The organism is Flavobacterium terrigena (genome assembly GCF_900108955.1).
GTDB lineage: Bacteria > Bacteroidota > Bacteroidia > Flavobacteriales > Flavobacteriaceae > Flavobacterium > Flavobacterium terrigena.
Genome location: NZ_FNYA01000011.1, coordinates 1 through 20,271, shown reverse-complemented (window position 1 = coordinate 20,271; position 20,271 = coordinate 1). Strand labels below are relative to the sequence as shown.

The window sequence follows — 20,271 nt, the reverse complement described above, 5'->3', positions numbered from 1 at the left end:
ATTATTTCTTCAAATCAAAACAATATTGGAATCCAAACATAAATGTTCTTGGTGCGGCTACAGTGTAAGTTGCTTTAGCATTTGCAGCGTTCGCTCGAGTTACATTATAGGCATATAATTTATCAGTTGTGTTTAAAACATTCGTAAATACTTCAATATTTTTCCATTTATAACCCAATCTCGAATTAAAAATAGTGTAACCTTCATATTTTACTGTGTTAACTTGATTTTGGAAAAAGCTCGAAACATATTGACATTCCACAGCAATTCTGAAGTTGGGAAACCAATTTGGTCTATAGGTAATTTCACTGTTTCCCGACCATTTTGGAGCAGAAGGCATTTCAAATCCATCTAAGTTTTTAAGCGCATCCGTTGGTTTGGCTGAAACATCGAATTTCACAAAAGTATGTTGAGCTGCTGTACCACCAATTCTGAATTGAAATTGCTTAGAATGATAGTAATTCAAAGAAAATTCGACACCTTTATGTCGTGTTTGCCCTGCCGATTGATAGTCGAAAGAATTATCCGCTTGACGAATGTTTAACAACTCATTTTTACCATTTAATAAGTAAAACGCATAATCTATCGTCAGTTTGTTAGTGATTAAATTCGCATATCCACCAATTTCATAATTTCTGAATAAAGCTGGTTTTAAATTATAATAAAAATCAGCAGGAATTCCTGTATTTCCGCCAGTTCCAGGTTTTAATCTGAAAATGGATGTTACGCCTGGTGGCGTAAATCCTTCTGAATAATTGATATAATAACCCACATTTTTATTGATGATAAAGTTCAATCCGCCTTTAAATGTGGTGCTTTCATATTTTTGATTTCCGTTGCTGTTGTTTATGTAGTTGTTATAACTCAAATCCATAATATCATGTCGCATTCCAAAAGTCAAAATTAAATCGTGATTCAATTTCGTTTTCGTTTGAATATACGCCGCAACATTTTTTACTTCCGAATCGTAATCAGCTAATTTTACACCATTTTCGCCTAAATTTTCATAATTTGAAACGGTTTGTCCACCAGCATCTAAATTGGCTTTTAAATTAATTTGATTCGAAAAATAGGTGATTGGAGAATAATCGTATAAAAATCCAGCAACAGCTTCCGTTTTAATGATGTTTATGTTTTGAATTTGTTGAATTAATGCGCCATAACTTTTAAAATTATTCGAATTAATTTCACCTTTTGCAGTTGTTTGACCAGTCGCCCATTTGATTCCGTAAGCCGGATTTTGTCCTAATTTATTATCTCTAAAATAAGTTGTTATAGACGTTTTTGAAGTGCTATTCCAATCTTTTTCAAAGGTTAATTTGGTTCGTAAAGCTTCCGATTTTCTATAGGTGAAATCAGTCTGACTCGTGTAATTTCTATCTAAAAAAGCTTTTTCATTCACGGTTCCGAACATGTCAGAATAGTAATTTCCGTTAAAAATAGTTCCAATTAACTTCGTTTTGTTGTTGAATTGATAAACTAATTTCGCATTAATATTCGCCTTTTTATAATCGGAATACGTCATCCAAGAATCTTTCTGATCGGCGTATAAACCAGCAATATGAACGCCAAATTTCCCAAATGTACTACTTCCAGAAGCAGCAATGTTTCGATACCCAAATTGATCCGCTTGCAAACCAATTTTGAAACTCGGATGCAAATTCGGATTAACCGAAATTAAATTAATCGAACCACCAATCGCATCTGGTCCGTAAATAGACGAAGTTGGTCCTTTTACAACTTCAATATTCTGTAAATTGAACTGATTGATTTCCAACAAAGCATTATGATTAAAAATCCCTAAAGGTCGAATTGGCAAACCATCTTCCAGATATAAAAAGTAAGAATTGGTTGTCATCGGTTGTCTAATCGCCATCGAATGTTGCTCATTTCCTAAGTTGACCATTATCGCACCAGGTACTTTATTGACCAATTCGTACATAGAAGTCGCTTTGGTTTCTTCAATTGTTTTTTTAGATAATTTATGAATGGCAACGGGCATTTCCGCCTTTTTTGTTTCGGTTTTATTCGCGGTTACAAATACTTCTTCAATTGTATTAGTTGTGGTGTCGTTGCTTTTTGATTGTTGCGCAACAACGAGGTTTCCTACTAAAAATAGTAAGAGAATATAAATATTTTTCATAGCAAGTTTAGACTATAATCATCTTTTTTGAGACGATTATAGCACAAGATTATGTTTCAACAGGATTTTCTATTGAAAGGATTAAAATTAAATTTCGATAAATACGTTTGTAGAAATTAAACGTTCTAAAATTAAATTTTAAGCGAGTGGTGGATGAAAAATACGATTTGTTAGGATTGGAATTTCGCTTTCTGTATAAAATGAAAACGATGTTTTTGGAGTTTGAAAATTGTAGATAGAAAAAGTAAATTCAGGTTGAATAAATACCAATTCCATTTTTTCTTTATAGGTATTCGGAATGTTTGAATCGTTTTCCGTTTCCGAAACTTTTTTCAATTCTTTTTTCAGGTGACAATGTCCGTTACAGGTATTTTCCTTTTCTTCTTTTTTCTCACAAAGCGTTTTTGCAATATAATCTTGATTGATTTTGAAACTAATCACTACAAAAAGATTACTAATTGCTGGCAAAAAGAGTAAAAAACAGATGAATATGGAAATTGCTTTTTTCAGAATTGAAATTTTATGCAAAAATAGTGCATCAATGGAAATTAAAGAAACTTTATCGTGAAAAAAATACTTATTTTTGTTTCTATCTTAATTATCAGAATACTAAATGCCAAACTGGAATACGTACATAAAAGAATATCAAAATTATTTGCGATTGGAACGTGGATTGTCTCCGAATACGATTCAAAATTATAGTTTCGATATTGAAAAGTTAGTAGGTTTTTTGACAGAAAATAACATTGAAGTTTCTCCGATAAAAATTACGGATGAACAAGTGCAGCAGTTCATTTACAAGATATCTTCACAAGTCAACGCACGAAGTCAATCAAGAATCATTTCTGGATTAAAGAGTTTTTTCAATTATTTGATTTTCGAAGATTATAGGAAAGATACACCTTTAGAATTAATTGAAGTACCAAAAACAGGTAGAAAATTACCCGATACACTTTCCACTCAAGAAATTGATTTACTGATAAATGCGATAAATCTAACATCGGCAGAAGGCGAACGCAACAAGGCGATGCTGGAAACTTTGTATAGCTGTGGTTTACGTGTTTCGGAATTAGTAACTTTAAAGATTTCCGATTTATTCTTCGAAGAAGGTTTTATCAAAATTACTGGAAAAGGAAACAAACAACGTTTCGTACCAATTGGTTTGCCTACGCAGAAAATCATTCTGAATTACAAAGGTTTTATTCGTTCGCATTTGCCAATTCAAAAAGGCCATGAAGACACGTTATTTCTCAATCGAAGAGGAAAACAGTTGACTCGCGCTATGATTTTTACGATTATCAAAGATTTAGCGGTTAAAATCGATTTAAAAAAGACGATTTCGCCACACACATTTCGCCATTCATTTGCGACACATTTATTGGAAAATGGTGCCGATTTACGTTCTATTCAATTGATGTTAGGTCATGAATCTATTACGACTACAGAAGTATATATGCATTTAGATAGAAAATTCTTAGCTGATGTGATGAATACGTATCATCCACGCGGGAAGTAGTTTTTTAAGTAGCACACAACTAGTTTTTCAAATCACCAATCGTCGCGTGTTCCGCTAAATTTTTTATTTTTTGTCATACTTAGCTTGTCGAAAGACAAAAAATAAAAAGATACCGCTTCACCCACGGCTAGAATTCACTTTTTTTGTTTCAAAACGTTAAATAATTTCATATTAGCTAGTTTTAGTGTAAATTGTAACAAAATATTTTAAGTTTAATTGATTTTTAATGTTTTATTATCAACCCTAATTAACATTACAAATTAATTTACTGTTCCATGAAAACGTATTCTATTCAAGAAATAAATCATATCCTTAAAGGAGAAATCGTAGGAAATACTACCACTTCAATTACTGCTCCTGAACAATTGGATGCAGCAACAACCACAGAGATTTCCTTTATCGGAAATAAAAAATACGAAAAATTTTGGTCAACTTCAAGTGCGTGTGTCGCGGTAGTTAATAATGATATTGCTATTGAACCAGGTGAAAACAGAGCGTTTATCAAAGTAAATAATGCCGATTTAGCGATGTCGCAAGTATTGGAAATGTTTGCACCACCAGCACCCGTTTTTGCTGTAAATATTCATCCAACAGCAGTTATTGATGCTTCGGTAAGTGTTGGGAATAATGTAAAAATTGGAGCAGGAACGTATATCGGTCCTAATGTAAAACTTGGTGAAAATGTAATTATTTATCACAACGTCACTATTTTAGATGAATGTACTATCGGTAACAATACCACAATTTGGTCGGGAACTGTTATTCGGGAGCGTTGTCATATTGGAAGTCATTGTATTATCCATCCAAACGCAACAATCGGTGCAGATGGTTTCGGATTTCGTCCTGATCCTGAAAAAGGCTTGGTGAAAATTCCACAAATTGGAAATGTAATCATCGGAAATGGTGTAGAAATAGGTGCGAATTCGTGTGTAGATAGAGGTAAATTTAGTTCTACCATTTTAGGCGATGGTTGTAAAATAGATAATTTAGTACAAATTGGACACAATAGTAAATTGGGTAAATTTTGTATTATGGCCGGAAATTCTGGTTTAGCCGGTTCTGTAACTTTAGGAAATGGCGTAATTATTGGCGGTAGCGTTTCTGTAAAAGACCACATCGTGATTGGTGATGGCGCTATTGTTGGTGCAGGTTCTGGTGTTGCTGCCGATATTCCTGCAGGAAAAGTCATGCTTGGTTATCCAGCGGTAGAAGCCAGAGATGCTTTAAAACAATGGGCTATTTTAAAAAGAATGGTTAAAGATTCTAGTAAGTAGAAAATATAAATTTAACTGCTTGGGTGTAATTTATAAAAATGTAATGTTTTTGACTTTTGCCACGAATTCTCGAATTTTTTAAAAAACTGAACGTAAAAATTTGTTCATCTCTGATGAATATTCGAATTAATTCGAATAGTTAATACGAATAATTCGAAAATTCGTGGCAGAATTATTTTTATAGCTTACATAATTTCTCTGCTGCAGCAATTAATGTTTCGTCTGTTTTTGCAAAACAAAAACGCAACATATGTTTGTCTGTTTGGTCGGCATAAAATACCGAAATTGGTATGGAAGCTACACCATGTTTTTGAATTAATTCCTTAGCAAAATCCACATCATTTGTGTTTGAAATAGCATTATAATTCACTACCTGAAAATATGTTCCATCACAAGGCATCAATTCAAAACGACTATCTTTAATTAAGTTTTGAAACAAATCTCTTTTACGTTGGTACATTTTTGAAATTTCATTGAAATCTACCACGTCTAAGTATCGACTAATAACATGTTGTGAAAAGCTGTTCACACTGAAAACCAAAAATTGATGTACTTTTTTCATTTCATGCATTAATTTTTCAGGAGCAATTAAATAGCCAACTTTCCAGCCTGTAACATGCAACGATTTTCCAAAAGAAGAGGCAATAATAGTTCGTTCTACTAATTTTGGCCGTGTATTAAACGAAATATGTGGTTGCGAAAACGTTATATATTCGTAAACTTCATCAGCTAAAATAAGGATTTTAGGATGTTTTTCTAAAATGGTTTCTAAAGCTTCAAAGTCTTGTTCGGTCCAAATTCTACCAGTAGGATTGTGCGGATTATTGATGACAATCATTTTGGTTTTAGAAGTAATAGCACTTTCAATTCGGTTAAAGTTCGGTGTATAATCTTCGTTTAAAGAAACACGAACCGATTTTCCACCCGCCACCAAAACAGAAGGTTCATAACTATTGTAACTTGGGTCTAAAATAAGTACTTCATCACCCTGATTCACAAAGGTATTTATAGCTGTAAAAACACCTTGAGTTGCGCCAGCTGTAATCAATATTTCAGTTGAAGTAATGACTTTTCTATCGTATTGTTTTAAAGTTTGATTCGCAATTTTTTCCAATAACGAAGGCAAACCTGCCATTGGTGTATATTGATGAATGTTTTCTCTAATGATGCTTTCAGAAATTTGCAATAAACGTTCGTCTTCAGGAAAATTCGGAAAACCTTGCGATAAATTTATAGCACCGTGTTCGTTCGCTAATTGCGACATCACAGAGAAAATACTTGTAGGTATATTGGGTAGTTTTGACATCTGGCAAAGGTAGTAAAATAGATGTTTTTGAAAAAATATTAAATTTTATTTGGAAAATTAAAAAAATAAGATAAATCTTTGTGTCAGAAAATTAATAACCTTTTAAACGAAGAAAAATGTTTGTATTTAAATCATTACCTCAAAGCTTTGCGTCAGTTGGAACTGGTGCGGCTCTTCTTCGTGGCTTAACGCAATCATAGATAAAACAACATATATGAAAAAGCCCGAAGACATTTAGTTTCGGGCTTTTTTTTGTTTATTCTAGAACCTTCAAAAAACTTTCCCGGAACGTATTCAAAATATCGCAATGTGCTATTGCTGTGCCTTTTTGGTATGTCTTAGCTCGTTGTTATGAATCATTTTTAAAATAATCATGGGAAATAAACTCTCTGGGAAAGACTTAATTAAATTAGGCTTCCCAAAAAATAATGCCATAAATATTGCTTTAGGGCAAATTAACAGATATCGAAAAAGAGAAAAAAAGGAAAGTATTTTAACCGAAGCGAAACAAGTATTGCTGCATCCAGAAAAATTCAAAGGAGACGGCACTTGGGGAAAAGTCGCGGAAGGTTTAGTCAATCCAGTTCAAGTGAAGTTCAACGAATTGAGAACAACTCGAGCTCCTTTTTCCATCTTTGGAGAAAACGAAATTGACGAACAAGCTAAGTTTCAATTGTACGATGCTTTAAAATTACCAATTTCAGTAAAAGGCGCTTTAATGCCCGATGCACATTACGGTTATGGATTGCCAATTGGCGGTGTTTTAGCCACAGACAATGCGGTAATTCCGTATGGAGTTGGAGTAGATATTGGTTGCAGAATGAGCTTATCTATTTTCGATTTGCCAGCGTCTTTTTTTAAAGGAAAAGACCATCAATTGCAAGCGATTTTGAAAGACAACACCAAATTTGGAATGAGTGAAACGCACAAAATAAAAGCCGATCACGAAGTGTTTTACAGAGACGAATTCAAAACCATTCCACTTGTAAAACAGTTGTTAGACAAAGCTTACAAGCAATTAGGTTCATCTGGTGGAGGAAATCATTTTGTGGAATTCGGAATTGTGAAATTAGATAATCCGTTGCCTGAATGGAAATTGGAAGCTAAAGAATACGTGGCGGTTTTATCACACAGTGGTTCTCGCGGATTTGGTGCCAATATCGCCAAACATTACACGTATTTGGCAAGCAAGCAATGTCCGTTACCAAAAAATGTACAGCATTTAGCTTGGTTGGATTTGAATACGCATGACGGTCAAGAATATTGGATGGCTATGAATTTAGCTGGAGATTATGCCAAGGCTTGTCACGAAGATATTCACAGAAGATTGGCTAAAGCTTTAGGAAAACGTATTGCGGTAACTATTGAAAACCATCACAATTTTGCTTGGAAAGAAATGGTTGATGGCAAAGAATGTATTGTGCACCGAAAAGGAGCAACGCCAGCGGCTAAAGGACAATTGGGAATTATTCCAGGTTCGATGACGGCGCCAGGATTTATTGTGATGGGTAAAGGAAACGAAGACAGTTTGCAATCAGCTTCTCATGGAGCTGGACGTTTGTTTTCGAGAGCGAAATGCAAAACCACTTTCACTCAAAGTCAGATTAATAAAGTGTTGAAATATAATGATGTAACTTTAATTGGTGGCAATATTGACGAAGCACCGATGGCGTATAAAAACATCAATACGGTGATGAATTTACAAACAGAATTGGTGGATGTGTTAGGAACTTTCACACCGAAAATTGTTAGAATGGACCGATAAGATGGAAAAGATAATTCAAATTACGGCTGGAAGAGGACCTGCAGAATGTACTTGGGTTGTGGCTCAAGTATTGAAAAAAGTGTTGCAAGAAGCAGAAGCTTTACAATTAAAAGCGACTGTTTTGCAACACGAAGCAGGTTCGGAAAATGGAACTGTGGCTTCGGCAATGGTGCAAATTATTGGAAAAGATGCTGCTGAATTTACGGATTCATGGGTTGGAACCATTCAATGGATTGGAAAAAGTACGTTTAGAAAATTTCACAAACGCAGTAATTGGTTTATTGGAATTTTCGAAGTAGATGCGATTGAATCTCGTGCCTTTTCTGAAAAAGACATTCAGTATCAGGCTATGCGAAGTTCAGGAGCTGGCGGACAACATGTGAACAAAGTGAGTTCAGCCATTCGGGCGACACATTTGCCAACAGGAATTAGTGTGGTGAGTATGGATTCACGTTCGCAACATCAGAATAAGAAATTGGCCACCGAGCGTTTGTTAGTCAAACTAAACGAAGCGCAATTAAACCTTTTGAAAGAACAATTTCAAAGTCAGTGGACCAATCAATTAGCGGTGGAACGTGGGAATCCAATTCGAACTTTTGAAGGTTCCGATTTTAAGAAACTCAAAGTAGAAAAGAAATTTAAAGCTGTACGACAGCAATTAAAAAACGAATTAAATAAATTTAAAAACACATAGTCACATAGATTTAAATCTTAGAATTATCTGAAAATAGGAACGCAGATTTTACGGGTTTTGCTGATTTTGGATGGGTTGATATGCTTTGCATATTTTGATTTACACGGATTAAAAACTGTGTGTTATTTTATTAAAAACACATAGTCACATAGGTTTAAATCTTAAAGCTATCAAAAAATAGGAACGCAGATTTAACGGATTTTGCTGATTTTGAATAGGTTGATATGCTTCGCATATTCTGATTTACACGGATTAAAAACTTTGTGTAATTAAATTTAAAAAACAAATATCATGAAAAACATAGATAAATACTTATTTCAAGCCTTGGATAATTATCCGTATTGGTTGGAAGGAACATCAGAAGCTTTGGATTATGCCTTGTCTTACGATGGGAAAAACACTACCGCTTTGTGTTTGTATGCCCGAATAGAAGCAGAGCAATTGCAAAATTATGAAGCTGCAAAAACGTATTTTCAAGAAGCATTGGCGATTAATATAGATGCCGTAGCGGTTTATCCGTATTATTTGGAAACCTTGCTTTTGAATGAAGATTACGAAGATGCTTCTAAGTTAATTGATTTCGCCTTAACGATTAAAGGCATTAACAAAATGGCGATTTTATTAAAGAAAGTACAATTGTTAGAACGCCAACAAGATATTAAAGGCGCGATAAAATTAATGAAAGAAGTAAAGCTAGCTTCTTTCGCTAATGACACGTACGAAATTGACGAATTAGCCAACCGATTAAAAGCCAAAAAGGACTTACTAAAGCCAAAGAAAAAATCGAAGAAAAAGAAATCGGAGAAAAAAGGCAAGAAGAAATAAGAAAACCAGCTTTAGGGCTGGTTTTTTTGTATGAACTTATGAGGTTTGGTTTTGTATGATTGAATTTTTTTATTTTGAAACAATTAATTTTTCAATTTCAAACTGATTAGAATTTATTAAATTATCTAAAGAATCATCATTTTCATATTTTGCAATAATAAGTTTGTTTTCAGAAGAATAATAACATTTTCCATTTAATAATTTAAAATTGTTTTCGACCAAATTTTTTGCCTCTTGACTATCAACTTCTTTTGAAAATAATTTAAATTTTGAAGATTCCGGATTATTAAAAAAATTAATAAACTTATTTCTAAATTCTTTTTTTGTAGTATCTCTAAATTCAATGATTTTTGAATCATTAAAAGTTGAATATGATTTTAAAACGTAAAGAAAATTTATTTCATATTGATGTACAAATAAAGTATCTCTGTCAAATAATCTATTTTGATAATGATAAGACTTAACAGGTTCTTCATTTTTAGGTTTAAGTTTATTGTCATCAAAATTTTTATAATCTTTTATATAGCCATAAATGAAAAAATTAGGAGAGATATTGTATCCTTCTGTGATTTCATCCCGATATTTTATATTGTCTTTATAGACTTGATTATCATTTAATAAATCAATATTGAATTGAATTATATTTTTAGCATATGTAAATTGTTTATACTTTGATAATTTATTTGCTTCATTTCCAGATTTATAATATTTAGAATCTCCAATATAAAATATATCTGATGTATCAATTAATGATTGATAATCGAAAATATGGTCAATAATTTTACCATCATCATTATATTTTAGTTCATCTAATGAAACACTATTAACTTCTTTGTTTTCATCTAATTTGTCAGAAAATAATTTGTCAACCATATCTTCAAAAACGATATTGTAATTTCTAACAGAAATAAATTCTTCTTTTTTCTTTTTACTACTACTTGTATCAGTTTTTGAAAAATACATTTCACATAAAACATACATTCTTCTAAGAGTATCAGAAAAGTAACGATGTTTTATTTTTCTTAATTTTGAAAGCCCGTTTTTTTCTAATTGTTCAAATTTATTTCCTTTTATTAATGTATAGCTAGTGTCAATTTTTAGATGTAATTGATGTTCTATGTTGAATTTATTTAGTATTGAAAAAAAGTAAATTAATAATTCTTCTTCAGAATTAATAACTTTCTTTTTGTTTTTAATTTCAATATAAATAGGCATGCTTTTAGAATCTAAAATGGGTAACGATTTTCTAATTGTTTTTTCCCATTTTGGTTTTTTAGCTTGATTTGATTTATATTCTATGTGTTTGTAAAGAATTGTGGTTTTGTTTTTTTTATAAAAATTCACAAAAGTCAAAAGTAAATCTAAATAAGAATATTCTTCATTTCCAAGATTTGTATTTAGTTCAAATGCCAAAGAGGACTCGACTATTGAAGTGTTTTTAATTCTTCTTTTGTATTCTGTAAGACTATTATAAAAATAAACTAATAATTGACGAATCCATTTATACTCTTCATTATGTTTAAAGGTTTCGTTATTCTCAAAATTATATAATTCGTCTTTTGAAATACCGAAAACAGTTTCTTGATTATCTTTCATAAAGACTTTTGGTAACATATATATCAATTCCTTTTTTTCAAAAGAATGATAATACCCTACCGAAATTATTCTACCATTATTTGCGTTTTGATTGTAAAATTTTGGGTCATCAAATACAGTAGTTAATTGGTCAATTAAATAATCTTCGCCTTCTATTAGAATTTTCATTAATTGTCTTTTGGAGAAATTTCAATTTTAAGTTTTTCTATAATTTTATTAATTAAATCTTTACCATTGCTATTTATTGGAAAGAAATCTTCATAAGATGTTCCTTTTTCAAAAATTGAATCTGAACTATCCTCATCTTTAAATACATCATTCCATAAATAGAAAATTGCTTTGTTTACAAATTCATTTAATGAAATTTCATTTGATCCTGATTTAATAAAGTAATTTCCAATACATTTATCCATTCCAAGATTAGGATTTGCTTTAATTATTGCATTTGCATTTTTGATAAAATCAATCCATTTGAAAGAAGTTGATTCATCGATATTTACAATGTAATTAAAAGATTCATTTTCTGGAATATTATCATAACAAATTGGAATATATTCCCAATCCCATCTTCTTTTAAATGCACTATCCATTGGGAAAAGTGATTGATCTGAAGTGTTCATTGTTGCTAAAATTGAAAGATTTGGAGGTAGCTTTAATCCGTTTTTTATACCGTCTTTATTTGTAAGAGCTGAGTGTAAATGTTGTTTTAATTCATTTGAAGGCGAGACTGTATAATTACTATTTCTATCTAACAGTTGAAAAATATCTCCAAAAATTTCAGCGCAGTTTCCTCTATTAATTTCTTCAATAGCTAAATAATATTGATTATCTAAATCATTCCAAGCTCTAACGTAAATATTAGTAAAAGCTTGTGGCACATATTTATAATGTACTTCATGTTCAGTAAAATTTCCATCTACAGCATTTGAATAATTTACTTCCAATGAAACAGGTCTGTAACCACCAACAAATGAAGAATTATCAAATTCTGGATGAAAAGTTATTCTTTCATAAAAAGTAGAGTTTAAATTTTTAATTTCATTATCTACTTTATAGGATTTTCCAGTACCTGGTGCACCATAATATATTTTTTGTTCTGTTTTATTTAATGGAGAAACTGAATTTAAATTAGATTTTTGAATTAATTTAAAAATATCATTGTCATTTATTATTTCGAGATTACTTTCTGAAATATCATTTAATAAATTATTGAAATTGGCTAAACTTAAACCTCTGTCATTACTTTCGTTCCATTGAGATGTAAAGTATGAGTGTGGATTTTTAATAATTGAAAATTCATCATCGATAAATCTTAAAGTCCCACTAGATTTTAAAGTTTCATTATTTTGAACTTCATCAAACATTCCAATCAAAACCTCAAATCCAAAATATTTTGGAATCGTTATACCTTTATATTTCCTATTTTCAATTTTTGCATCTTTAATTTCATATCCTTTAAGAACTTTTTCTTCACCATAAATTTTTAAAATATACTTAAAAGTATTATTTAAAATTATTCTTAATTTTTTCTCTTCTAACAATGTTTTTTTTGTGTTAGAATTGTTTAAATTTATTAGATTTTCGTAATCTTTTGATATTAAGTTTTTTAGGCTTTCATTTTTGCTAAAATAATAAGCTAAATCAGCTAGATAAGAGTGTGATACATTTACAACTTTAGATAAATTTAAGACTGATGATACAAAAAAATCGCCTCTATCAATTGTTTTACTTCCAAACCACCAATCATAATTAGTTAGGAATAATTCAAAAAAAGTAAAATCGTTATTATCATTGATTTTTAGTTGAATCTTTGATTTAAGCTCTTCATTTATAACGTTTTTTCTTAAATCTTTAATAATTTCGTCAGATAAATTTAGTTCATTTGCTATTCCTTTATATTTCCATAATGAATTTAAAAAATCATAAAAAAAAGAAGCAATATAAAACCACTGATTTGGAAAAATTATTTTTAATTCTTTAGATGTGGTAACTATAGTAGTGTACTTTTGAAATTCAATATTATCTTTAGAGTTTAATAATAAAAAGCTTTTAAATTCATTTTTAAATTCATCTGATAAAATTAACTCCTTGTTATCATAATTTTTAATTTTTTCTTGAATTTGATTACCTAATTCGTTTAAATTTTCTAATATCATAATAGTTGTTTTTTAATCTCATTAAATACTGTTTGGATAACAGGAACAGAAACACTATTACCAAATTGTCTATAAGCTTGTGTGTCTGAAACAGGAATTACAAAACCTTTAGGATAGCCTTGTAAATTTGCTGCTTCTCTCGGTGTCAATTTTCTTGGATTATTATCTTTTTGTTCAATCAATATTTCGCTTCCGTCCTTATAATATCTTGCAGAAATTGTACTTGTATATGGAGCATTTTTATCGAATGAAGAAAATCCAAATCCATTTCCTTTTTCTTTATGTTCTTTTCTTCTTCTTAAATGTCCAGCAAATAATTTGTCTGATATAGTATACTTATTATCTGGGTTTTTAATTAGAATATCTCCAACTTTGGTTGGTTTGATTTTAATTAAATCGTCTTTTTTATATAAAATATTTTCTTCATTATCAATTCCTAAAGGGAAATTAAATGTTTTGTCTTTGTTTTTCAACCAAGCAACAATAAATAATCTTTCACGATTTTGAGGAAGTCCAAAATTTTTAGAATTTAATATTTCGGATTTAACTTCATATCCTAAATTATTTAAAGTTTTAATTATTGTTTTTAAAGTATTTCCTTTATCGTGATTTTTTAAGCCTTTTACATTTTCAAGAAATATTACATCAATTGGATTTTTATTTTCAATTCTTCTATTTATTATATCTGCAACATCAAAAAATAAAGTTCCTCTAGTGTCTTCAAAACCTTTTTTTAATCCGGCATGAGAAAAAGGCTGACATGGAAATCCTCCACAAAGGACATTAAAGTCATTTGGAATAAATGATTTTGTACTTTCTTTTGTGATATCACCAAATGGAGTTTCTCCGAAATTAGCTCTATATGTTTTCTTAGCGTTTTCGTCCCATTCACTTGTAAAAACACATTTTCCTCCTAAGTTTTGTAAGGCTATTCTAAATCCACCAATTCCTGCAAATAAATCAATAAATTTAAAAGTATAATTTTCAGGAGTTGGAAAAGGTACATCTTCAACTTCAAATAATAATTGTTGTAATGCAACATCAGATACTAAATTTAATTCTTCAGTTTCATTTTTATACTCAACAATTTGTTCTAAATATTCAATGGCTTCTTTTTCATAATGTTTTTTTACGCCATTATGATAATTATGTAAGTAGTGCGTTAATACAGCTTTTCTATTATCGTCTTCTTCTACAAAACGAATTTTGAATTTTTTTCCGTCAAATTCATCTATTGATACTGTCTCTTTCATCATCATTTCTTAAAATTTTTATCATTGAAAAACGTTGTAAAATCAGTTTCAAAAGCACAAATAATCTTTTCCATAATCTCTATGGAAACATTTCTTTTGCCTTTCTCAATATCAGAAATGTAGTTTCTGTCAACATTGGAAATATTAGCTAAATGCTCAATAGAAATGTTCTTTTCTTCTCTAAGCATCTTAACTTTTTGTCCGAATTTTTCTTTAATATTCATGTTTATAAATTTATTGTTATGCATACAATTGACCCGCTTACAATTGTATGCGTAACTTCTATAGTTGTTAACAAGTTTTAAGCATAAAAAAACACCAACATTTCTGCTGGTGTTTTTTTTATGTTTGATTATGAGATTGCTTCGTTTCTCTCGCAATGACGTTGAGGTTAATCCTCAATAAGCACCTCTAAAATACTAATAGCCGCCTCACTAATTTTGGTTCCAGGACCAAAAACGGCAACGGCTCCGGCGTCAAATAGATATTGGTAATCTTGTGCTGGGATAACTCCACCTACAATTACCATAATGTCTTCACGGCCGTATTTTTTTAGTTCTTCAATTACTTGTGGTACTAAGGTTTTGTGTCCTGCAGCTAATGAGGAAACACCTAAAATATGTACGTCATTTTCCACGGCTTGTTTCGCCGCTTCGGCAGGAGTTTGAAATAATGGACCAATATCCACATCAAAACCTACATCGGCATAACCTGTGGCTACAACTTTTGCACCACGGTCGTGTCCGTCTTGACCCATTTTAGCAATCATAATCCTTGGTCTTCTACCTTCTTTTTTGGCGAAGTCGTTGGCTAATTGTTTTGCTTTTTCAAAACTTTCGTCATTTTTTATTGCATTACTATACACGCCACTTATCGATTTAATTTGAGCTTTGTGTCGTCCGAAAACTACCTCTAAAGCATCACTAATTTCCCCTAAAGTTACTCTATTTCTCGCAGCTTCTACTGCTAAAGCTAATAAATTTCCGTTTCCGGTTTTCGCACACTCTGTTAAATCTTGTATGCTTTTTGCAGCTTTTGCTGAGTCTCTGCTTGCTTTTATGTCGGCTAATCGTGCCACTTGTTGCTTGCGCACCATGTCGTTATCCACATCTAAAATGTGTAACGGATCTTCTTTTTCTAAACGGTATTTGTTAACACCTACAATAATATCTTGCGTGCTATCAATACGTGCTTGCTTACGAGCAGCAGCTTCTTCAATACGCAATTTCGGAATTCCAGCTTCAATGGCTTTTGTCATTCCACCAAGCGATTCTACTTCTTCAATTAACACCCACGCTTTTTCAGTAATTTCAGCCGTTAAACTTTCTACATAATAACTTCCCGCCCAAGGATCAACCGTTTTACAGATTTTAGTTTCTTCTTGCAAGAAAATCTGTGTATTACGAGCAATTCGAGCTGAGAAATCTGTTGGTAAAGCAATCGCTTCATCCAAGGCATTTGTATGTAAAGATTGTGTTCCTCCGAATGCAGCTGCAGCCGCTTCAATTGCTGTACGAGCTACGTTATTGAATGGATCTTGTTCGGTTAAACTCCAACCAGAAGTCTGACAATGCGTACGTAACGCTAATGATTTTTCGTCTTTTGGATTGAATTGTTTTAGTAATTTCGCCCAAAGCATACGTCCTGCACGCATTTTGGCAATTTCCATAAAATGATTCATTCCAATCGCCCAAAAGAAAGATAGGCGAGGCGCGAATTCATCAATTTTCATACCTGTTGATAATCCAGTTCTGATGTATTCTAAACCATCGGCAAGTGTGTAGGCTAATTCAATATCGGCCGTTGCACCTGCTTCTTGCATGTGATATCCCGAAATAGAAATCGAGTTGAATTTTGGCATATTATTACTCGTATATTCGAAAATATCTGCAATAATTTGCATAGAAGGTGTTGGTGGATAAATGTAGGTATTTCGCACCATGAATTCCTTCAAAATATCGTTTTGAATGGTTCCTGATAATAGGTTAGGAGCTACACCTTGTTCTTCAGCAGCCACAATGTAGAAAGCCATAATTGGTAAAACCGCACCGTTCATCGTCATTGAAACCGACATTTCATCTAGTGGAATTTGATCGAAAAGAATTTTCATATCTTCCACAGAATCAATGGCCACTCCCGCTTTTCCAACATCACCTTGTACACGAATATGATCTGAATCGTAACCACGGTGTGTGGCTAAATCGAAGGCAACTGATAAACCTTTTTGTCCGGCAGCTAAATTTCTTCTGTAGAAAGCATTACTTTCTTCCGCAGTTGAAAATCCGGCATATTGACGAACTGTCCAAGGTCGGCGTACATACATTGTAGCGTATGGTCCGCGTAAGTTCGGTGCAAAACCAGCTCCAAAACCAAGATGTTCTAAATCAGAAATATCTTCTTTAGTGTATGTTGGTTTTATATCGATTTTTTCGGCTGTTTCAAAAGAGCTATTAGCTGTTGGTTTTTGGCTGTCAGCTGATTGCTTTAATGTTATATGTTGTATGTTCTTTCTCATTTTTTTAAATCACTATGAATTTAATTTGAATGCTTTTGCTAAATCGTTTAATATAAAGAAATAAGGCAAATAATAAAATGCTATTCCTAAAGCTAAACTTACTATTGCTATTGAAATTTTTTTCCAATTCTTATTTGTTATGCCAATTATCAAGTAAATTAATCCGAAGACTATTGCAATACCTGAAAGTAACCAAGAAATAATGAAAAAATTTTCCAATTTATTCTTCTAATGCCAATCGTTCTTGTTCTAATTTTTCCGATAGTCGTTTTTCGATAATCGGAGCGATTAGTGTTTTTTTGTCTTTTGATTTTACGAAAGGAAACAACTCTAAATCGTGTTTCATTTTGTCGTTTGGATTTGGATATTTGTTGGTTCCTAGTAAAATTTCTTTACCAGAATCGAATAAATCTTGTTCTTTTTGAGCGCTTTCTGAAATTTTTCTTTGAATCGTTCCTTCAATCAATTGCGTGATGAAACCACCATTTGCTTCAATTTCTTTGAATAATTCTAAGGCTTTTTCTGCTAATTGTTCCGTTAAGGTTTCGATGTAATACGCACCATCCGAAGGATTATTTACTTTATCGAAATAACTTTCTTCTTTTAAAACTAACAATTGATTTCGTGAAATTCTATCACCAAATTCGTTGTCTTTATGATAAATGGCATCGTAAGCTAAGTTAGAAACGGCATTCGCGCCACCTAAAATAGCCGACATACATTCGGTTGTAGTTCGTAACATGTTTACGTTGTAATCGTATAAGGTTTTGTTACGTTTTGTTGGTGTTGCGATGATATGACAATCGAAATTATGATTGTATTCTACAGCTAACGTTTTGAATAACAAACGTAAAGCACGAAGTTTAGCAATTTCGAAGAAATAATTTGTCCCAACAGTTACTTCAACTGTAATGGGTTGGTTTATTGCTGAAATTCGATTGAAATATTCGTTAACGTGTGCTAACGTGTAAGCCAATTGTTGCACCATATTCGCACCGGCATTTTGGTAAATTCCAGATTGAATATTTAGAAAGGCGTTTGTTGTATTTTTTGAGATTTCGTTTAGTTTTTCTAAATCTGGATTTAGATTTTCAAACCAATTTCCTTCTTTACATAATTGTCCGATTGGATCATTTTGAATGATGAAATGAGCTTTGTTACTTGAAGCGAAATCGTTTAATAATTTTACATATTCCGTTGAAAGAAAAGGTAAATTAAAATAGTACGTTACGTTTTCTAATGGCAAATCGTGCATTAGTTTCGTAACTTCAATTTTATCTGATTCGATTGTAAAACGAATACTTTCTGCACCACGACTTAAACTGTCTTTTGCTTTTCGGTTCGACATTTGAATATCGTGGACGAAAATGTTTTGCAAAATGGTGAATTCTGTCGCTTTAGTATTGGATGTGAAAGTGGTAATTTCTTCGTCGGAATGGTAAAAAGGTTTCACTTTGATGCCTTCTGGACTTTCCCAAATTAGCGTTTCGTTATAATCGGCTCCTTTTAGTTCAAATTGAATTTGCTGTTTCCATTGTTTAGATGAAACAGGTTCAAAATCTGAGAATAAGTTTGTTGCACTCATTTTAGGTACGTGTTTTAAACTTTATTGTGGTTATTTAGCCCTGATGGTAGCGGCATCCTTAACACCCTTGGAGGGTTTCAAACCCTTCAAGGGTGTTAAGATATAGCGGACAGCAGGAAGACAGGTATTTTGAAACGTTAATTTTCTGCTTCTAATACACTATCTTTAATTTTATCTTCTTCGAATTCAATGATGTAAATATCTTCGCTATCTTTTTTCATAAAGTATTTTTCGCGAGCATATTTTTCAATCATATTATCGTTTTTTAAATGCTTTATTTTGATACTGTCTTTTGTGATTTCCGATTGATAGTATTTTTTATTGTCGTTTAATTCGTCGATTTGTTGGTTCAGAAAACGGTGTTCGAAATACGAATAATTGTCGAAAAACAACATCCAAACGATGAAAGCTATAAGAATCAAATAGTACTTGTTTCCTAAAAAACTTAGGAAAGGGATTTTTTGTACTAATATTTGAAATCTTTTAAACATTATTTTTCGATACGTTGGTTAATTACGGCACGAACGACATCAATAGCCACCGTGTTATATTTGTCGTTTGGAATGATAATATCTGCGAATGCTTTTGTTGGCTCGATAAATTGCTCGTGCATTGGTTTAAGCGTATTTTGATATCTTGACAAAACTTCTTCCATATCTCTTCCGCGTTCTGCGATGTCACGTTTTAAACGACGAATTAATCGTTCGTCTGAATCGGCGTGAACAAAGACTTTAATGTCAAATAAATCGCGAATTTCTGGATTGGTAAATATTAGGATTCCTTCTACAATCATTACTTTTCTTGGATGAGTCGTAATGGTGTCGTCAGTTCGGTTATGTGTAATGAAAGAATAAATAGGTTGATTGATTACTTTTCCAGCTTTTAAATCTTTTAAATGTTGGATTAGTAATTCGAAATCAATCGCACGTGGATGATCAAAATTAATTTTAGAACGTTCGTCGTAAGACAAATTAGTAGTTTCTTTATAATAAGAATCTTGAGAAATAATACCCACTTCGGTTGAAGGAAGTTCGTTCATAATTTGATGTACAACAGTAGTTTTCCCACTTCCTGTTCCGCCTGCAATGCCTATAATTAACATATATTAATGTGTTGGTTTACTGATTGGCAAATATAGAAATAATATTGCTTTTTATTTATAGACTTCTGTTTAAATATGATAGAATTATTAATTGTAAAAAACTTCACATTATGTTTTGATTGTATGAAAAAAGATTTATATTTGCACTCGCATTCACGGGGTGTAGCGTAGCCCGGTTATCGCGCCTGCTTTGGGAGCAGGAGGCCGCAGGTTCGAATCCTGCCACCCCGACAAAGGAGAATTCATTTATGAATTCTCCTTTTTTTATTTCTTTAATTTTATGTTTTGCGTTTATATTCTCTACAGTTTATCGAAAGGAAAATATTATATTGGTCAGACAAATAATATGGAAGATAGGTTGCGTCGTCATAATTCTGGTTATTCTTTGTCAACTAAAAATGGAATTCCTTGGGAGTTAATTACTTCATTTAGTTTGCCAAATAGGAGTGATGCTATAATTTTAGAGAAAAAGATAAAAGCTTACGGAGCTAAACGATATTTAATTTCCGTTGGGTTTTATGAACAGTAATCGCGTCCCGTT

General features: G+C 31.8%; 17 protein-coding genes and 1 tRNA gene. 7 read left to right on the top strand and 11 right to left on the bottom strand.

The genetic code is table 11. The features are described from left to right. Position 1 precedes the first annotated feature (1 nt). Together BMX42_RS13925 and BMX42_RS13920 are read right to left on the bottom strand one after the other, a co-directional pair. Positions 2 to 2,143, bottom strand: coding sequence for a TonB-dependent receptor (locus tag BMX42_RS13925; RefSeq protein ID WP_091315878.1), 2,142 nt, complete (start codon positions 2,141 to 2,143; stop codon positions 2 to 4). 138 nt (positions 2,144 to 2,281) lie between these two features. Then, positions 2,282 to 2,584, bottom strand: coding sequence for a hypothetical protein (locus tag BMX42_RS13920; protein ID WP_091315875.1), 303 nt, complete (start codon positions 2,582 to 2,584; stop codon positions 2,282 to 2,284). 172 nt (positions 2,585 to 2,756) lie between these two features. On the opposite strand from BMX42_RS13920, the gene xerA reads away from it, so the two are divergent. Together xerA and lpxD are read left to right on the top strand one after the other, a co-directional pair. Beyond that, on the top strand, positions 2,757 to 3,659 hold the full coding sequence (gene xerA / locus BMX42_RS13915; protein WP_091315872.1) for a site-specific tyrosine recombinase/integron integrase: 903 nt from the start codon (positions 2,757 to 2,759) through the stop codon (positions 3,657 to 3,659). A gap of 275 nt (positions 3,660 to 3,934) precedes the next feature. Further along, positions 3,935 to 4,933: a UDP-3-O-(3-hydroxymyristoyl)glucosamine N-acyltransferase gene (lpxD, locus tag BMX42_RS13910; RefSeq protein ID WP_091315868.1), complete on the top strand. Its 999-nt coding sequence runs from the start codon at positions 3,935 to 3,937 to the stop codon at positions 4,931 to 4,933. 178 nt (positions 4,934 to 5,111) lie between these two features. Here the strand turns inward: lpxD and BMX42_RS13905 are convergent, their stop codons facing one another. Continuing rightward, positions 5,112 to 6,239: a methionine aminotransferase gene (locus BMX42_RS13905; protein WP_091315866.1), complete on the bottom strand. Its 1,128-nt coding sequence runs from the start codon at positions 6,237 to 6,239 to the stop codon at positions 5,112 to 5,114. A gap of 373 nt (positions 6,240 to 6,612) precedes the next feature. Here BMX42_RS13905 and BMX42_RS13900 point away from each other — a divergent pair, with 373 nt between their 5' ends. The 3 genes from BMX42_RS13900 to BMX42_RS13890 all read left to right on the top strand — a co-directional run bounded on the left by BMX42_RS13900 (position 6,613) and on the right by BMX42_RS13890 (position 9,523). Continuing rightward, positions 6,613 to 8,004, top strand: coding sequence for an RtcB family protein (locus BMX42_RS13900; RefSeq protein ID WP_091315863.1), 1,392 nt, complete (start codon positions 6,613 to 6,615; stop codon positions 8,002 to 8,004). A 1-nt stretch (position 8,005) separates the two neighbouring features. Next, a complete protein-coding gene (gene prfH / locus BMX42_RS13895) occupies positions 8,006 to 8,698 on the top strand; it encodes a peptide chain release factor H (RefSeq protein WP_091315859.1) in 693 nt (230 codons plus the stop codon). Between the two features lie 291 nt (positions 8,699 to 8,989). Then, positions 8,990 to 9,523, top strand: a complete 534-nt coding sequence (locus BMX42_RS13890) for a tetratricopeptide repeat protein (RefSeq protein ID WP_091315856.1) — start codon at positions 8,990 to 8,992, stop codon at positions 9,521 to 9,523. Positions 9,524 to 9,592: 69 nt separating this feature from the next. On the opposite strand, the gene BMX42_RS13885 is transcribed toward BMX42_RS13890, so the two are convergent. From BMX42_RS13885 to udk, 8 genes are all read right to left on the bottom strand, one after another. Continuing rightward, on the bottom strand, positions 9,593 to 11,287 hold the full coding sequence (locus tag BMX42_RS13885; RefSeq protein ID WP_091315853.1) for a hypothetical protein: 1,695 nt from the start codon (positions 11,285 to 11,287) through the stop codon (positions 9,593 to 9,595). Further along, positions 11,287 to 13,275, bottom strand: a complete 1,989-nt coding sequence (locus BMX42_RS13880; protein WP_091315849.1) for an AAA family ATPase — start codon at positions 13,273 to 13,275, stop codon at positions 11,287 to 11,289. Before BMX42_RS13880 ends, BMX42_RS13885 begins: the two co-directional genes overlap by 1 nt. Beyond that, positions 13,272 to 14,534, bottom strand: coding sequence for a DNA cytosine methyltransferase (locus tag BMX42_RS13875; protein WP_091315845.1), 1,263 nt, complete (start codon positions 14,532 to 14,534; stop codon positions 13,272 to 13,274). The genes BMX42_RS13880 and BMX42_RS13875 overlap by 4 nt, the downstream gene beginning before the upstream one ends. After that, positions 14,531 to 14,752, bottom strand: a complete 222-nt coding sequence (locus BMX42_RS13870) for a helix-turn-helix domain-containing protein (protein ID WP_091315841.1) — start codon at positions 14,750 to 14,752, stop codon at positions 14,531 to 14,533. The genes BMX42_RS13875 and BMX42_RS13870 overlap by 4 nt, the downstream gene beginning before the upstream one ends. 167 nt (positions 14,753 to 14,919) lie before the next feature. Continuing rightward, positions 14,920 to 17,043, bottom strand: coding sequence for a methylmalonyl-CoA mutase (gene scpA / locus BMX42_RS13865; protein ID WP_091315838.1), 2,124 nt, complete (start codon positions 17,041 to 17,043; stop codon positions 14,920 to 14,922). Between the two features lie 220 nt (positions 17,044 to 17,263). Further along, complete coding sequence (locus BMX42_RS13855; RefSeq protein WP_091315831.1) at positions 17,264 to 18,628, bottom strand: methylmalonyl-CoA mutase subunit beta; 1,365 nt, start codon at positions 18,626 to 18,628, stop codon at positions 17,264 to 17,266. Positions 18,629 to 18,765: 137 nt separating this feature from the next. Continuing rightward, positions 18,766 to 19,119 (bottom strand): FtsB family cell division protein, encoded by a 354-nt coding sequence (locus BMX42_RS13850; RefSeq protein ID WP_091315828.1) that lies wholly within the window; start codon positions 19,117 to 19,119, stop codon positions 18,766 to 18,768. Further along, a complete protein-coding gene (gene udk / locus BMX42_RS13845) occupies positions 19,119 to 19,730 on the bottom strand; it encodes a uridine kinase (RefSeq protein ID WP_091315824.1) in 612 nt (203 codons plus the stop codon). The genes BMX42_RS13850 and udk overlap by 1 nt, the downstream gene beginning before the upstream one ends. Before the next feature lie 156 nt (positions 19,731 to 19,886). On the opposite strand from udk, the gene BMX42_RS13840 reads away from it, so the two are divergent. Together BMX42_RS13840 and BMX42_RS13835 are read left to right on the top strand one after the other, a co-directional pair. Continuing rightward, positions 19,887 to 19,961 (top strand) — tRNA-Pro (locus BMX42_RS13840). A gap of 49 nt (positions 19,962 to 20,010) precedes the next feature. Continuing rightward, positions 20,011 to 20,259, top strand: coding sequence for a GIY-YIG nuclease family protein (locus tag BMX42_RS13835; protein ID WP_091315821.1), 249 nt, complete (start codon positions 20,011 to 20,013; stop codon positions 20,257 to 20,259). The last annotated feature ends 12 nt before the right edge of the window (positions 20,260 to 20,271 follow it).

What these genes read in the sequence shown, in the direction of transcription:
- BMX42_RS13900 (WP_091315863.1), top strand. Translation starts at nt 6,613, where the DNA reads ATGGGAAATAAACTCTCTGGGAAAGACTTAATTAAATTAGGCTTCCCA.
- scpA (WP_091315838.1), bottom strand. Translation starts at nt 17,043, where the DNA reads ATGAGAAAGAACATACAACATATAACATTAAAGCAATCAGCTGACAGC.
- BMX42_RS13885 (WP_091315853.1), bottom strand. Translation starts at nt 11,287, where the DNA reads ATGAAAATTCTAATAGAAGGCGAAGATTATTTAATTGACCAATTAACT.
- udk (WP_091315824.1), bottom strand. Translation starts at nt 19,730, where the DNA reads ATGTTAATTATAGGCATTGCAGGCGGAACAGGAAGTGGGAAAACTACT.
- xerA (WP_091315872.1), top strand. Translation starts at nt 2,757, where the DNA reads ATGCCAAACTGGAATACGTACATAAAAGAATATCAAAATTATTTGCGA.
- BMX42_RS13890 (WP_091315856.1), top strand. Translation starts at nt 8,990, where the DNA reads ATGAAAAACATAGATAAATACTTATTTCAAGCCTTGGATAATTATCCG.
- BMX42_RS13880 (WP_091315849.1), bottom strand. Translation starts at nt 13,275, where the DNA reads ATGATATTAGAAAATTTAAACGAATTAGGTAATCAAATTCAAGAAAAA.
- BMX42_RS13875 (WP_091315845.1), bottom strand. Translation starts at nt 14,534, where the DNA reads ATGATGATGAAAGAGACAGTATCAATAGATGAATTTGACGGAAAAAAA.
- BMX42_RS13850 (WP_091315828.1), bottom strand. Translation starts at nt 19,119, where the DNA reads ATGTTTAAAAGATTTCAAATATTAGTACAAAAAATCCCTTTCCTAAGT.
- BMX42_RS13870 (WP_091315841.1), bottom strand. Translation starts at nt 14,752, where the DNA reads ATGAATATTAAAGAAAAATTCGGACAAAAAGTTAAGATGCTTAGAGAA.
- BMX42_RS13835 (WP_091315821.1), top strand. Translation starts at nt 20,011, where the DNA reads ATGTTTTGCGTTTATATTCTCTACAGTTTATCGAAAGGAAAATATTAT.
- BMX42_RS13925 (WP_091315878.1), bottom strand. Translation starts at nt 2,143, where the DNA reads ATGAAAAATATTTATATTCTCTTACTATTTTTAGTAGGAAACCTCGTT.
- BMX42_RS13905 (WP_091315866.1), bottom strand. Translation starts at nt 6,239, where the DNA reads ATGTCAAAACTACCCAATATACCTACAAGTATTTTCTCTGTGATGTCG.
- BMX42_RS13855 (WP_091315831.1), bottom strand. Translation starts at nt 18,628, where the DNA reads ATGAGTGCAACAAACTTATTCTCAGATTTTGAACCTGTTTCATCTAAA.
- lpxD (WP_091315868.1), top strand. Translation starts at nt 3,935, where the DNA reads ATGAAAACGTATTCTATTCAAGAAATAAATCATATCCTTAAAGGAGAA.
- prfH (WP_091315859.1), top strand. Translation starts at nt 8,006, where the DNA reads ATGGAAAAGATAATTCAAATTACGGCTGGAAGAGGACCTGCAGAATGT.